Origin of the sequence: Nitrobacter vulgaris (assembly GCF_031453995.1) — a bacterium.
Taxonomy (GTDB): domain Bacteria; phylum Pseudomonadota; class Alphaproteobacteria; order Rhizobiales; family Xanthobacteraceae; genus Nitrobacter; species Nitrobacter vulgaris.
Map to the genome: position 1 here is coordinate 31,326 of NZ_JAVDPZ010000015.1, position 12,939 is coordinate 44,264.

Here is a 12,939-nt window from a genome sequence, read left to right on the forward strand (position 1 = left end):
GTCAACATGGAGCGCGTTATGCCCCATCGACTTGCAATAGCGTTTGTTTAGGTTACACTAAATGAAATGAAAAGAGCTGCCAGACTCGCACCCGCCGCTGATCCCGCCCGCAAGCAGGCGGTGATCTATGCCCGCGTCTCCTCGAAGGAGCAGGAGAAGGAAGGCTTCTCAATCCCGGCCCAGCTTAAGCTGCTGAAGGAATACGCCTCCGCGAACGGCTTTGCGGTGGCGCAGGAATACGTTGACGTTGAAACCGCCAAACAGGCCGGCCGCGCCGAATTTGGCGAGATGGTCGCATATCTCAAGGCGCACCCATCCGTTCGTGTGATGCTGGTCGAGAAGACCGACCGGCTCTATCGCAACCTGAAGGATTGGGTGACAGTCGATGAACTCGACGTCGAAATGCACTTCGCTAAGGAAGGCGTTGTGCTGTCGCGCGAGTCGCGTTCCTCGGAAAAATTCATGCACGGCATCAAGGTGCTGATGGCGAAGAACTACATCGACAACCTTTCGGAAGAAACGCGCAAGGGCATGACCGAGAAAGCGGCGCAAGGCTTCTGGCCCTCGAACGCACCGCTCGGCTACCGCAACGTGACGCGCGAAGACGGTCGCAAGATCATCGTGCCCGACGAGGAAGCCGCGCCGATCATCCGCAAGATGTTCGAATGGTATGCGTGGGGCGATATGTCCACGCAGGAGGTGACGAAGAAGGCTAGGGCGGCGGGCCTCGTGTTCAAGAAAAGCGGCGGGCGCATCCCGAAAAGTACCGTCGCCGCGATTCTGCGCAACCGCATCTATACCGGGCGCTTCGATTGGGACGGCAAGACCTATCAGGGCCGTTACGAGGCCATCGTGCCGACCGAACTATGGGAACGGGTGCAGGATGTGATGGACGGCCGCAATGCCCGCGGCGCCAAGAAGGGCAGGCGGGATTTTGCCTTCTCGGGCCTAATCGCCTGTCATGCCTGCGGCTGCGCGGTGGTCGGCGAGATCAAGAAGGAACGCTACGTCTATTACCATTGCACCGGCTACGCCGATAAGTGCCAGGGCAAGCCCGCCGACTGCCGCCGCAAATATGTCCGCGAGGAAGCCATCGAATCACAGTTCACCGAATTGCTCGGCCGGCTACGGTTCGATGACGAGGTTCTGGAATGGGTGCGCGATGCGCTCCACGCCAGCCACGCCGACGAACGCCGCGAGCACGAGGAAGCGATCAGGCGGCTTGAAGCGGAAGCGAAGCGGCTGAACGATCGCATTCACGCCATGTATGTCGATAAGCTCGACGGACTGGTGGATGCGGCCTTCTTCGAAAAAATGTCGAACCAATGGCGCGAAGAGCAGGAACGCTGCCAGCGCGAGATCGAACGGCACCGGAGCGCAGACAAATCTTATCTTTCCGAAGGAGTCGCTCTGCTGGAACTGGCGCGGGACGTCCAAAGGCTGTTCGCGAAGCAGGAGCCGCGCGAAAAACGCCGCTTGCTCAATTTTTTACTATCGAACTGCACTTGGGATCACGGGAAGGTGGTCGCGAACTTTCGCCAACCCTTTGACATGCTTGCGGAAACGGTCATCGAAACCAAAGGCGAACACGCCGCTGGAGCCGCTTCTACGCCCGTTTTGGAGAAATGGCTCCCCGGGCTGGATTCGAACCAGCGACCATTCGATTAACAGTCGAATGCTCTACCACTGAGCTACCAGGGAACACGCGAAGCATCCTTCGCAAGAAGGCAGCCTATAACAAAGCCCCCAACGCTTGCAAAGCAGAAAAGGGCGACCCGGCGCCTCTGGACAAAGGTAAGGTGAATCCGGCGAGGATCGTGCATTTCCTGCGACCGATGGAAAACGCTGCGACAAAATGCGACGGCAAATCAGGCATGCTTAGCAAGGGCTTGCATCGACCATGGGGGTGTCTTAGTCCTCCGAGAACTTTGGCACGGGTTAAGGATCGCTGATGTCTGATTTCTCGACCGCTCGCGGGAAAATGGTTGACGGTCAGGTGCGGACCAGCGACGTCACCGATCCGCGGATTATCGACGCGATGATGGCGCTTCCGCGGGAGATTTTCGTTCCCGAGGATCGCCGCGCGCTGGCTTACCTGGATCTCGATCTGGACGTCAGCGAAAGAGGGGCGCCGAAGCGGTATCTGATCAAGCCCATGGTCGTCGCCAAAATGATCCAGGCAGCTGAGATCAAAAGCACCGACAACGTCCTCGTGGTGGGCTGTGCTACCGGCTATACCGCCGCGTTGGCGGCGAAGCTCGCGGATCGAGTGACGGCGACCGAGAGCGACCCGGCGCTGGCGGCGAAGGCCTCGGACATTCTCGCAAGCCTCGGACTCGGTCACGTGACCATCGTTACGGCGGCGGCGTGCAAAGGAGCGCCCGCCCACGCACCTTACGACGTCATCATTTTGGAGGGTGCGACCGAGATTGCCCCAGATACGCTTTACGGACAGCTCGCTGGCGAGGGTCGCCTGGTTGGCGTGTTTGCCATGAGTGGCGCACCTCGGGCGGTCATCGTTACCCACTCGCATTCCGATTTCGGACGCAGGGCTCTCTTCGATGCGTCGGTTCCGGTCCTGCCGGGCCTCGAACAACCACCAGCCTTCGTATTTTAACGAAGCAGTTCCGACGTCGCGCGCGGTCCGGTCAAAAGTCATAGGGTTATCGGGTTCTTATTGATGCCCGCCGGACCTGGAATCCTTGTTTTTGCCAACCCTCGGGCATACGTTCCGCATAGCTTCGGCCAAACGCCGGCCGCCGACTTGGAGGGTTGCAGATGGGTTCACTGAGCATCTGGCACTGGATCGTGGTGGTCGCGGTGATCCTGCTGCTGTTCGGCCGCGGCAAGATTTCCGACCTGATGGGTGACGTCGCGCAGGGCATCAAGGCCTTCAAAAAGGGCATGAAGGATGATGAGAATACTGCGGAAAAGCCCGAACCCGTGAAGACGATCGATCATAATGCGGATGGGTCCGGTGCGGCACGGTCTAACACCGGCAGCAAGGTCATCTAACGCAGGCTCCGCGCGAGGCCGTTTATCCGCAGTGATACATAATCGAGGCGCGACAACCAGGGATGCGGTACTATCGAAACACGTCGATCCCTGTGCCGGCTTAAAGCAAGATCTGACAAGACGGGACGTCGGCTGCGGTGCGGAAACCGACGCAAGCCTCGCGTGAGCGGAAAGTTTCATGTTCGACATCGGTTGGAGTGAACTGCTCGTCATTGCGGTCGTCGCGCTGATTGCCATCGGCCCCAAGGAGCTGCCTGGCGTGCTGCGCACGATCGGCCAGTGGATGGGCAAGGCGCGCAGGATGGCGGCTGAATTTCAGGGTCATTTCAACGAGGCCATGCGTGAGGCCGAAATGGCCGACCTGAAAAAATCCTTCGACGAGGTGCGCGACGCGACCAGCGGTCTGACCCGTGGCAACCTGATGACCCGTCTAACCGACTCGCTCGGCGAGCCGCCTAAGCTCGAGGACCTCGACAAGCCATCCACAACCGCCAACTCCGCTTCCGTGAGCGGATCGGCCGCGCCGGAAGCCGGAAACCCTGAGACTTTCACGCAGGCGGACACTGGGGAGAGCGCATCCGGGCCGCTGGTGATTACGCCGAAGGTTCAGGATGCGACTCCTGTTGAACCGCCTGCGGCTGCGCCAGAAACGCCGCATGAGGCGGGCAGGGACGAGACGATCAGGGACGCCAAAGCGTCATGAGCGACGAAGACATCGAGGCCAGCAAGGCCCCCCTGATGGATCATCTGATCGAACTGCGCTCGCGGTTGATCAAGGCGCTGGTCGGCTTCGGTGTGGCATTTATCGTCTGCTTCTTCTTCGCCAGGCAGATTTATAACGTCCTGATATGGCCGTTCGTCTGGGTCGCGGGGCCGGAGAACTCGAAATTCATCTACACCGCGCTGCTCGAATATTTCATCACCCAACTCAAGCTCGCGCTGTTCGGCGCCGCCTTCATTTCGTTTCCGGTCGTGGCGACGCAGATCTACAAATTCGTGGCGCCCGGACTCTACAAACATGAGCGCAACGCTTTCCTGCCTTACCTGATTGCGACCCCGGCCTTCTTCGTGTTGGGCGCAACGGTGGTGTATTTCGCGGTGCTGCCGATGCTGGTGCGGTTCTCGCTCGGAATGCAGCAGATGGCTGGTCCCCAAACCGCGGAAATCCAGTTGCTGCCCAAGGTCGGCGAGTTCCTGTCGCTGACGATGTCGTTGATCTTTGCCTTCGGCATCGCCTTCCAGTTGCCGGTGATCCTGACGCTCCTGGGGCGGATCGGCGTCGTCACAGCAAAAATGCTGCGCGCCAAGCGTCGCTATTTCATCGTCGGCGCGTTTGTCATCGCGGCGGTGCTGACGCCGCCAGATGTTCTGAGCCAGATGTCCTTGGCGCTACCGCTGCTCCTGCTTTACGAAGGCTCGATTCTCGCCGTGGCTGTCGTGGAGAAGAAAGCGGCCAAGCCGTCTGCCTCCGCCGCCACCTCGCCGCCAGCGGAAAACCCGGCGGAGTAGAGCGCCACTGTTTCCAATCGCAGCCGTTCAGGCTACTGAATGCCCGTTTTCGCGGGCAAAGACCTTCGTGGACTTCAACCGCTTTCTTTCCGGGGCCGATCTTCCATGCACGACATCAAAGCGATCCGCGACAACCCGCAAGCGTTCGACGCCGCGCTGAGGCGGCGGGGACTTGAGCCGCTGTCGTCGTCGCTGCTCGCGATCGATGAGAAACGCCGCGCGGCAATTTTGGAGTCGGAGCAGGCGCAGGCGCGCCGCAACGCGGCCTCGAAGGAAATCGGCGAGGCCAAGAAGGCCAAGGACGATGCGCGTGCCGCGATTCTGATGGCGGAGGTCGCCGAACTCAAGACCACCATGCCGCAGATGGAAGCGGCGGTGAAAGCGGTAGACGAAGAATTGCGCAAGGAGCTTGCGCAAATTCCGAACCTTCCGCTCGACGAGGTGCCCGACGGCACGGACGAGCATGGCAACATGCGGCGTCATGTGTTCGGCAAGAAGTGCGACTATGCGTTCACGCCGAAAGCACATGACGATCTCGGCGGCGCGCTCGGCGACATGGATTTCGAGGCGGCGGCGAAATTGTCAGGCGCGCGCTTCGTCGTGCTGAAGCGGGGACTGGCGCGGCTCGAACGCGCGATCGGTCAATTTTTCCTCGACGTGCATACGGGCGAGCACGGTTATACCGAGGTCAATCCGCCGCTGCTGGTGCGCGACGATGCGATGTTCGGCACGGCGCAGTTGCCGAAGTTTGAGGAAGATCAGTTTCCCGCGGTACGCAGATATCAAAATCGAGAGAAGACTATCGCACTTCTGGCGTCTATTGCTGCGGAGAAAGCTTTGGTCGGAGCAGGCGTTGATACTTCCGGTGTGAATATTGATGACCGATATCCGAAGCTGATCGCGGCCTTCAAGGCCAATCTGGATGTTGGGCTACCTCTGGATGATCATCTATGGCTCATCCCCACGGCCGAAGTCTCGCTCACAAATCTCGTTCGCGATTCCATCCTCGACGAAAAAGAACTGCCGCTGCGCCTCACTGCGCTGACGCCGTGTTTCCGCGCCGAAGCGGGCGCGGCGGGACGTGATACGCGCGGCATGATCCGACAGCACCAGTTCACCAAGGTGGAGCTGGTCTCGATCACGACGCCGGAAACATCAAAAGACGAGCACGAGCGCATGTTGTCATGCGCGGAAGAAGTGCTGCGCCGGCTCGACCTGCACTACCGCGTGATGACGCTGTGCACGGGCGACATGGGATTCGCTTCGCAAAAAACCTACGACATCGAGGTGTGGATGCCGGGGCAAGGTGAGGGCGGCGCCTATCGCGAGATTTCGTCCTGTTCGGTGTGCGGCGATTTCCAGGCGCGGCGCATGGACGCGCGTTATCGCGCAAGCGACGGCAAGCCGCGCTTCGTGCATACGCTCAACGGCTCAGGCACCGCCGTCGGCCGCGCGCTGATCGCGGTAATGGAAACCTATCAGCAGGCCGATGGCTCCATCGCCGTGCCCGATGTCTTGCAGCCTTACATGGGCGGCCTGAAGGTGATTGCTAAAGGCATGTAGTGCGCGGGACCTTTGGCTCTCGGATTTGCCGGGACGGCGAGTTTGCCAGCCTCGGCCGGGCCGGATATGAGATGTCCCCGAACGGCTAGAGCCTTTCCGCTTCTGATAGAACAGAAGCGGGGCTCTATGGTTTTGATTTGACGCGTTCTCTTCACGCGAACCGCTATCCACTTCGCTCGAAAACGCTCTCGCGGCGGCCGAAAGAGGCAATCTCACGAATGCGGATTCTCTGTACCAATGATGATGGCATCCACGCACCGGGCCTCGAGATCATCGAGCAGATAGCAAAGGAGCTGTCCGACGATGTCTGGGTGGTCGCACCCGAGCACGATCAGTCCGGCGTCTCGCATTCGCTGACGCTCAACGATCCGCTGCGGCTGCGCGAACTCGGACCCCGCCATTTTGCGGTGAAGGGCACACCGACCGACTGCGTGATCATGGGATCGCGGCACATTCTCGGCGACAAAGGGCCGGATCTCGTGCTGTCCGGCGTCAATCGCGGCCGCAACCTCGCCGAGGACGTGGTGTATTCCGGCACCATCGCGGGAGCGCTGGAGGGCACGATGCTTGGGCTGCCGTCTTTCGCGCTGTCGCAGGAGTTCAGCCTGGAGACCGGCGACAGGCCGGTGTGGGAAACCGCGCTTACGTTCGCGCCGCAGATCCTCCGCAAGGTGATCGATATCGGCATCCCGAAGAACACGGTGGTCAACGTCAATTTTCCGGCCTGCGCGCCGGAGGAGGTGGCCGGGGTTCTGGTGACGCGGATGGGGAAGCGCAATCTCGGTTTTCTCAAGATCCATGAACGGCGCGACGGCCGCGGCAATCCGTACTTCTGGATCGGATTCGAGAAGGCCGACGCCGTGGATACGCCCGCGTCGGGCACCGATCTCGCGGCGATCGCGGCGCAGTGTGTCTCGGTGACGCCGCTGCGGTTGGACCGCACCGACGATGCGTTCGGCGAAATCTTGAAGGCGCGCTTCAAGTAGACTTGCTTGGTGTCTTGTCGCTTGCAGAAGATAAAGACGCCCGACTTCAAAGCGGCCGTTCGCCGCCTTGTTCGGCTGGCTCAGGCCGCGGCGCTGCCCTTGAGCGTGCGCTGGATCACGGCGGCAAGACCATCCATCTGGAAGGGTTTCTGCAAGGATGGACGGTTGCGATATTCGGGCGGAAGCCCTTGCGTGCCATAGCCCGTTGCGAAGATGAAGGGCCGGTTGCGGCCCGCGATGACCTCGGCCACGGGGGAAATCAGCTTTCCGTTGACGTTGACGTCGAGAATCGCGACGTCAAAGTTAGTGGTATGCGCGAGCTCCAGAGCTTGCTCGATGTCGCCCGCTTCGGCGGCGATGCTATAGCCGAGTTCCTCCAGCATATCCGCAACCATCATACGGATCATCACCTCGTCTTCGACGAGGAATACCGAGCCGCCGGGCGGCCTTGTTGATACCATGGTAGAAATCTCGATCTTTCGGCCAACGCAGGGTCGCAAATTATGCGGACGAACGCAATCCGTGCCGTTGTCGCGCCCGGGCAGGACGGCCTGAGCCGTCGCGCGGGCTGTTTCCGCCGGAACAAATACTTGTCCCGCCGGATTGACCCGGCGGGTGATCTGCGCAGATTGCGTCAACTTATCGTGGTAATCGTTCGGCGAAGCGCCAGCGCTTGAGAGTTCGCCCATGTCCCCCGCGGATCGTTTGCCGCCCGAAAAGATGATGTTTCAGCTAAACCTGCGGCGACGCGGTATCAGCGATCAGCGCGTGCTTCGCGCGATGGATAACGTCCCGCGCGATGCTTTCGTCGAACAGGACGATCGCGAGGATGCCTGGTGCGATACCGCGCTCGGCATCGCCTGCGGGCAAACCATCAGCCAGCCTTTCGTTGTCGCCTACATGACCGAGCGGCTGGAATTACGTGACGATGACCGGGTGCTGGAGATCGGCACCGGCTCAGGCTATCAGACCGCTATCCTGTCGCGCCTTTGCCGCAAGGTCGTGACTATCGAACGATATCGGGTGCTCGCGGATCGCGCCCGTGTCCGGCTGGAGCAACTCGGTTACGATAATATAGAAGTTCTGCTGGGGGATGGCTTCGACATTCCTGCCGGAGCAGGGCAGTTCGACCGCATCATGGTGACTGCGGCAATGGAGCAGATTCCAGAGGCGCTGACGACCCGGCTTGAGCCGGAGGGGCTTTTGATAGCACCTGTCGGTCCGCAGAATGGACGGCAGACACTGATCCTCCTGCGACGTGCCGCCGCTGGAATTATCCGCAAGGAGCTGATCGACGTCCGCTTCGTGCCGGCGCTGCCGGGTATCGCCCGCGAACTCTAACCCGGCCCCCCGTCCGGCGGCTGCCGCAACACATTGTTCCAGCGATGTTAATTTTGAAGGCCGCGGCGTGTCAGGGTTAAAGGCTTGTTTACTGCCGGGGGTGTTTACTCAATTTGTATCAAGTTGCGTATGAGTGAGTAACATGTCCCGTGTCGTCGAGTTGCTTTACTCGCGTCGCGTACCGCAAGTAGCGGTGCTGGCGCTGGTGTCCATCGGTTTTGCCGGATGCAGCGCGGACATGTCCTCGCGCCTCGCTCAAATCGACCCCCAGCAATCAAATTTCGGATGGCAGCGCGACACGACCGGCGCGGTGCCTGCGGCGCCCGCCGCTCCCGTGGCTCCAATTCAACGCAACGAGTTGCCGCAGTATTCGCGCCCGCAATACCAATCCCAACCGCTGCCTCCGATATCGACGCCAAAATCCTATCCGGTTGCATCGGGCAATGAACGCAGCGTCGTTTCGCATTCGGCTCCCGTGCACCCGATCGAGCCCGCCAGTGCTGTCACAGCGCGGGACGGCTGGAATCATAGCGGCAGCACCCCGATCATTGTCGGCACCAGCGATACGCTGGAAGGATTGTCGCGCCGATATGGCGTATCCACTGCTGAAATCCTGAAGGCCAACGGCTACCACGGTCCTCGCCGGTTGCAACCTGGCCAGCGGCTGATCATTCCGAAGCGCGCGTCAGTGGCGGAGACCCAAACTGCTCCGGCCGCGAAGCCTGTGGGCGCTATGGCTGCGTCCGGTACCCACTACGTCAATCGCGGCGACACGCTGATGAGCATCGCGCGCCGCAATCACGTTTCCGTCGGAGAGCTTGCTCGCGCGAACGGATTACAATCGGGCGCGAAACTGACGACCGGCATGAAGATCACGGTGCCGACGAAGGTTGCTGTGGCGTCCACGCAGCCTGTTGCCGTTTCGACCGCACCTCTTGCTACACCTGCGCCTATGCCGGCAGTTCACGCGGCTGCTGCGCCCGCTGGTCCGGTGCAGAAGGTCAACCTCGCGGTTGCGACGGCGACACCCGAAGCAGCCGTGGTCAAACATGCGGTGAAAGACGCAGAGGCAACCGGCGCTTTGCCGACATTCCGCTGGCCGGTGCGTGGCCGCGTGATCACGGCCTATGGCGCCCGGACCAACGGCAAATCCAATGACGGCATCAACGTCGCCGTACCCGAGGGCACACCGGTAAAGGCTGCCGAGGATGGCGTCGTTGCTTATGCCGGCAACGAACTTAAGGGATACGGCAACCTGGTTCTGGTTCGGCATTCCAACGGCTACGTGACCGCATATGCCCATGCGAGTGACGTGCTGGTGAAGCGCGGAGATTCCATCAAGCGCGGACAGGTCATTGCCAAATCGGGTCAGTCGGGCGAGGCGGGGTCGCCGCAGCTTCACTTTGAGATCCGAAAGGGATCGACACCGGTTGACCCACTGAACTTCCTTAATGGGGCATGAGATTCTAAGCGGTTCCGTTAGTCCAGATTATTATACACCTGAGTTGGCCGCGAAGTCCGCTTCGCGGCCAACTCCGTTTTGATACTCGCTGCAACGATGTTTGCGCGATCGAATCGTGAATTCCGGATAAATATAACGCTTACGGCAGTATAGGTTCAGGATGACGTCAACTGAGACGGATTTGGCGCACGAAGGGTGTCGGGCCGGGGACCATTGAACTTGTGGGAATCAATGCTCATGGCAGGTCCTATCGCATGACGTCCCATGTGCGTGGGGAGCGGCGCGCGGTCGAGGTATTTGCGGCATTTTTGAAGCTCGGCCTGACAGCGTTCGGCGGTCCCGTTGCTCATCTCGGCTACTTCCGCGATGAATTCGTGATCAAGCGGAAATGGCTTGAAGAAAAGGACTTCGCCGATCTTGTCGCGCTGTGCCAGTTCCTGCCGGGCCCTGCATCCAGCCAGGTCGGCATAGCCATCGGTCTGGCGCGCGCCGGTTACGCCGGAGCGGTCGCGGCGTGGACGGCGTTCACGCTGCCGTCGGCTCTGGCACTGGTTACATTCGCCTACGGCATATCCTTGTTCGGGAGCGCGTTGGGTAGCGGGTGGTTGCATGGCCTGAAGGTGGCCGCCGTCGCAGTGGTGGCGCTCGCGATTCTCGGCATGGCGCGAACGCTGACGCCCGATCGCGAGCGCGCCAGCGTCGCGGCGTTGGCAGCCGTCACGGCGCTGGTGATCGATTCAGTCTGGGGGCAGATCGGCGCGATCGTTGTCGGTGCGATCGCCGGCATGACCGTGTTGAAGCGCGAGGCCGTACCGGCGGATCACTTCGGTGCAACACCGCGGACGAACAGGGCGATTGCGATATTCGCGCTGGCGGTATTCGCCATTTTGCTCGTGGGATTGCCTGTCGTGTCGGCCGTCTCGGGCAATGCGGACTTGCGGCTCTTCGATACCTTCTTCCGCACCGGTTCGCTTGTGTTCGGCGGCGGACATGTGGTGCTGCCGCTGCTCCAGGCGCAGGTGGTGCCGCCGGGATGGGTGAGTAACGATGCGTTCCTGGCGGGCTATGGCGCTGCGCAAGCCGTGCCGGGGCCGCTTTTCACGTTTTCCGCCTATCTCGGCGCGGCGATCGGCGGCTGGAAAACGGCTGCGCTGTGTCTTGTTGCGATCTTCCTGCCGTCCTTCCTGCTCGTCATCGGCGTGATGCCGTTCTGGGACGCATTGCGGCGGCGGACCGCGACGAGGGCGATGCTGCGCGGCATCAACGCCGCGGTCGTCGGCCTTTTGTTGGCCGCCTTTTACAATCCGGTCTGGACTTCGGGCATTCTGTCCAAGGGAGACTTCGGGCTGGCTGTGGTTGCCTTTGTGTTGTTGCTCGTGTGGCGAACGCCGCCCTGGCTGGTCGTTGTCGGTTGCGCCGTCTGCGCGGAGCTGCTGGCGGCACTGTGAATTGCAGCAGGTGGATTACGTCGCGATCCGCACGCCAAGCCGGCCTGCGAGCCCTTGTGTAAATTGCCAGGCAACGCGGCCGGAACGCGAGCCGCGCGTGGCCGACCATTCCAGCGCCTCCCGTTTCAGTTCAGCATCGTCGAGCCTGATGCCGAAGTGGGAGCAATACCCGCGCACCATCGCGAGATAGTCATCCTGGCTACATTGATGAAAGCCGAGCCAAAGGCCGAAGCGGTCGGATAGCGAGACCTTTTCCTCGACGGCCTCGCCGGGATTGATCGCGGTCGATCGCTCGTTCTCGATCATGTCGCGCGACAGCAGGTGACGACGGTTTGATGTCGCGTACAGGATGACGTTGCCGGGGCGTCCTTCGATGCCGCCCTCGAGCGCGGCCTTCAGCGACTTGTACGAAGCGTCATTGCCGTCGAACGACAGGTCGTCGCAAAATACGATGAAACGAAACTCAGATGAGCGAAGCAGTTCCATCAGGCCGGGCAGGCTTTCGATGTCCTCGCGGTGAATTTCGATCAGCTTGAGCAGGCCGTCGACTTCGGCATTGACACTGGCATGTGCCGCCTTCACCAGCGACGACTTGCCCATGCCGCGCGCTCCCCAGAGCAGGGCGTTGTTCGCTGGCAGGCCCTTGGCAAAGCGAACAGTGTTCTCCATCAGGATGTCGCGCACTCGGTCGATGCTCTTGAGCAGGCCAAGATCGACGCGGCTGACTCGCGAAACCGGCATCAATCGTCCGTCAGGATGCCAGACGAGTGCGTCGGCGCGCGTCATTGCAGCGCGATTGTCGATCCGTTCAGCGGCGGCAGTCGTGGCGGCGGCGATCACTTCGAGAGCACAGGCGATCCGGTCCGCGGCATCGGATGCAACGGCCGCTTTCCGACCTTTTGTCGCGCCCCCCCGACGACCGGAGTGATCTCCTGGCACCTTAAGAGGGGTCTTTCGAAGGCTTGTTTTCCGAGACTTTTTTGCCATCTTTGCCTTTCCTGAGCGCGCACCCTTAGCGAGGTGACCTGGCTCCTGCAAGCAGCGGAATAATGAGGCCCGATCAAGGGTCTGGTGGCGTTGCAATTGGGACCGTGGCCGTTATAGTCCGCGCGAATTTGCCCTTGATCGGCCTGACTCTGTGCTCGTGCCGGTTTGCTCCCAAGGAATAGCCCGAATGTTTATTACCCCTGCCTTTGCCCAGGCCGCCGGCGCCACCGACACCAACAACTTGTTGATGTCGCTGCTGCCCTTCGCGCTGATCTTCATCATTATGTATTTTCTGATCATCCGGCCCCAGCAAAAGAAGGCGAAAGAGCACAACGAATTGGTGAAAAATATCCGTCGAGGTGACACCGTCATCACGTCAAGCGGTCTCGTCGGAAAGGTCACCAAAGTGGTGGATGACGACCAGATCGAGTTCGAGATCGCGGACGGCGTCCGGGTGCGGCAGATGCGGCAGATGATTTCGATTGTCCGCGCCAAGGGCGAGCCGGCCAAGGGCGAGCCGACAAAAGGTGAATCGGCAAAGGGCGCCGCTAAAGGAGATGGCTCCAAGGACGACGCCGCGGCGAGCTAGGTGGCCCAGGCGATCATTCCTCGAATCTGACGAGTTATC

General features: G+C 60.9%; 13 protein-coding genes, 1 tRNA gene and 1 pseudogene. 11 read left to right on the forward strand and 4 right to left on the reverse strand.

The window, feature by feature from the left end:
* Positions 1-66 precede the first annotated feature (66 nt).
* Positions 67-1,104: pseudogene (locus GGQ85_RS11010) on the forward strand (recombinase family protein); the annotation flags it as partial.
* Positions 1,105-1,125: 21 nt separating this feature from the next.
* Here GGQ85_RS11010 and GGQ85_RS11015 read toward each other — a convergent pair.
* Positions 1,126-1,437 (reverse strand): hypothetical protein, encoded by a 312-nt coding sequence (locus GGQ85_RS11015; RefSeq protein ID WP_309774556.1) that lies wholly within the window; start codon positions 1,435-1,437, stop codon positions 1,126-1,128.
* Between the two features lie 189 nt (positions 1,438-1,626).
* Positions 1,627-1,701 (reverse strand) — tRNA-Asn (locus GGQ85_RS11020).
* Positions 1,702-1,951: 250 nt separating this feature from the next.
* Between GGQ85_RS11020 and GGQ85_RS11025 the strand changes: the two genes are divergently transcribed.
* The 6 genes from GGQ85_RS11025 (at position 1,952) to surE (ending at position 7,073) form a co-directional block, all read left to right on the forward strand.
* On the forward strand, positions 1,952-2,617 hold the full coding sequence (locus GGQ85_RS11025; RefSeq protein ID WP_309774557.1) for a protein-L-isoaspartate O-methyltransferase family protein: 666 nt from the start codon (positions 1,952-1,954) through the stop codon (positions 2,615-2,617).
* Positions 2,618-2,778: 161 nt separating this feature from the next.
* Positions 2,779-3,015: a twin-arginine translocase TatA/TatE family subunit gene (locus GGQ85_RS11030; protein ID WP_309774558.1), complete on the forward strand. Its 237-nt coding sequence runs from the start codon at positions 2,779-2,781 to the stop codon at positions 3,013-3,015.
* Positions 3,016-3,193: 178 nt separating this feature from the next.
* Positions 3,194-3,718, forward strand: a complete 525-nt coding sequence (gene tatB, locus GGQ85_RS11035) for a Sec-independent protein translocase protein TatB (RefSeq protein ID WP_309774559.1) — start codon at positions 3,194-3,196, stop codon at positions 3,716-3,718.
* Positions 3,715-4,524: a twin-arginine translocase subunit TatC gene (gene tatC, locus GGQ85_RS11040; RefSeq protein ID WP_309774560.1), complete on the forward strand. Its 810-nt coding sequence runs from the start codon at positions 3,715-3,717 to the stop codon at positions 4,522-4,524. Before tatB ends, tatC begins: the two co-directional genes overlap by 4 nt.
* Positions 4,525-4,629: 105 nt before the next feature.
* Entirely contained in the window at positions 4,630-6,087 is a 1,458-nt protein-coding gene (gene serS, locus GGQ85_RS11045) for a serine--tRNA ligase (RefSeq protein WP_309774561.1), read from the forward strand.
* Positions 6,088-6,305: 218 nt separating this feature from the next.
* Positions 6,306-7,073 carry a 5'/3'-nucleotidase SurE gene (gene surE, locus GGQ85_RS11050; RefSeq protein WP_079447037.1) on the forward strand — a complete coding sequence of 256 codons (768 nt, stop codon included), beginning with the start codon at positions 6,306-6,308 and terminating at the stop codon, positions 7,071-7,073.
* Between the two features lie 80 nt (positions 7,074-7,153).
* On the opposite strand, the gene GGQ85_RS11055 is transcribed toward surE, so the two are convergent.
* On the reverse strand, positions 7,154-7,534 hold the full coding sequence (locus GGQ85_RS11055) for a response regulator (protein WP_079446901.1): 381 nt from the start codon (positions 7,532-7,534) through the stop codon (positions 7,154-7,156).
* A 226-nt stretch (positions 7,535-7,760) separates the two neighbouring features.
* On the opposite strand from GGQ85_RS11055, the gene GGQ85_RS11060 reads away from it, so the two are divergent.
* The 3 genes from GGQ85_RS11060 to chrA all read left to right on the forward strand — a co-directional run bounded on the left by GGQ85_RS11060 (position 7,761) and on the right by chrA (position 11,324).
* Complete coding sequence (locus GGQ85_RS11060; RefSeq protein ID WP_309774562.1) at positions 7,761-8,414, forward strand: protein-L-isoaspartate(D-aspartate) O-methyltransferase; 654 nt, start codon at positions 7,761-7,763, stop codon at positions 8,412-8,414.
* Positions 8,415-8,556: 142 nt separating this feature from the next.
* Positions 8,557-9,876: a peptidoglycan DD-metalloendopeptidase family protein gene (locus GGQ85_RS11065; protein WP_309774563.1), complete on the forward strand. Its 1,320-nt coding sequence runs from the start codon at positions 8,557-8,559 to the stop codon at positions 9,874-9,876.
* Between the two features lie 254 nt (positions 9,877-10,130).
* Entirely contained in the window at positions 10,131-11,324 is a 1,194-nt protein-coding gene (gene chrA, locus GGQ85_RS11070; RefSeq protein WP_309774564.1) for a chromate efflux transporter, read from the forward strand.
* Between the two features lie 15 nt (positions 11,325-11,339).
* On the opposite strand, the gene GGQ85_RS11075 is transcribed toward chrA, so the two are convergent.
* On the reverse strand, positions 11,340-12,311 hold the full coding sequence (locus GGQ85_RS11075) for an ATP-binding protein (RefSeq protein WP_309774565.1): 972 nt from the start codon (positions 12,309-12,311) through the stop codon (positions 11,340-11,342).
* Between the two features lie 187 nt (positions 12,312-12,498).
* On the opposite strand from GGQ85_RS11075, the gene yajC reads away from it, so the two are divergent.
* Complete coding sequence (gene yajC, locus GGQ85_RS11080) at positions 12,499-12,900, forward strand: preprotein translocase subunit YajC (RefSeq protein WP_079446897.1); 402 nt, start codon at positions 12,499-12,501, stop codon at positions 12,898-12,900.
* Positions 12,901-12,939 lie beyond the last annotated feature (39 nt).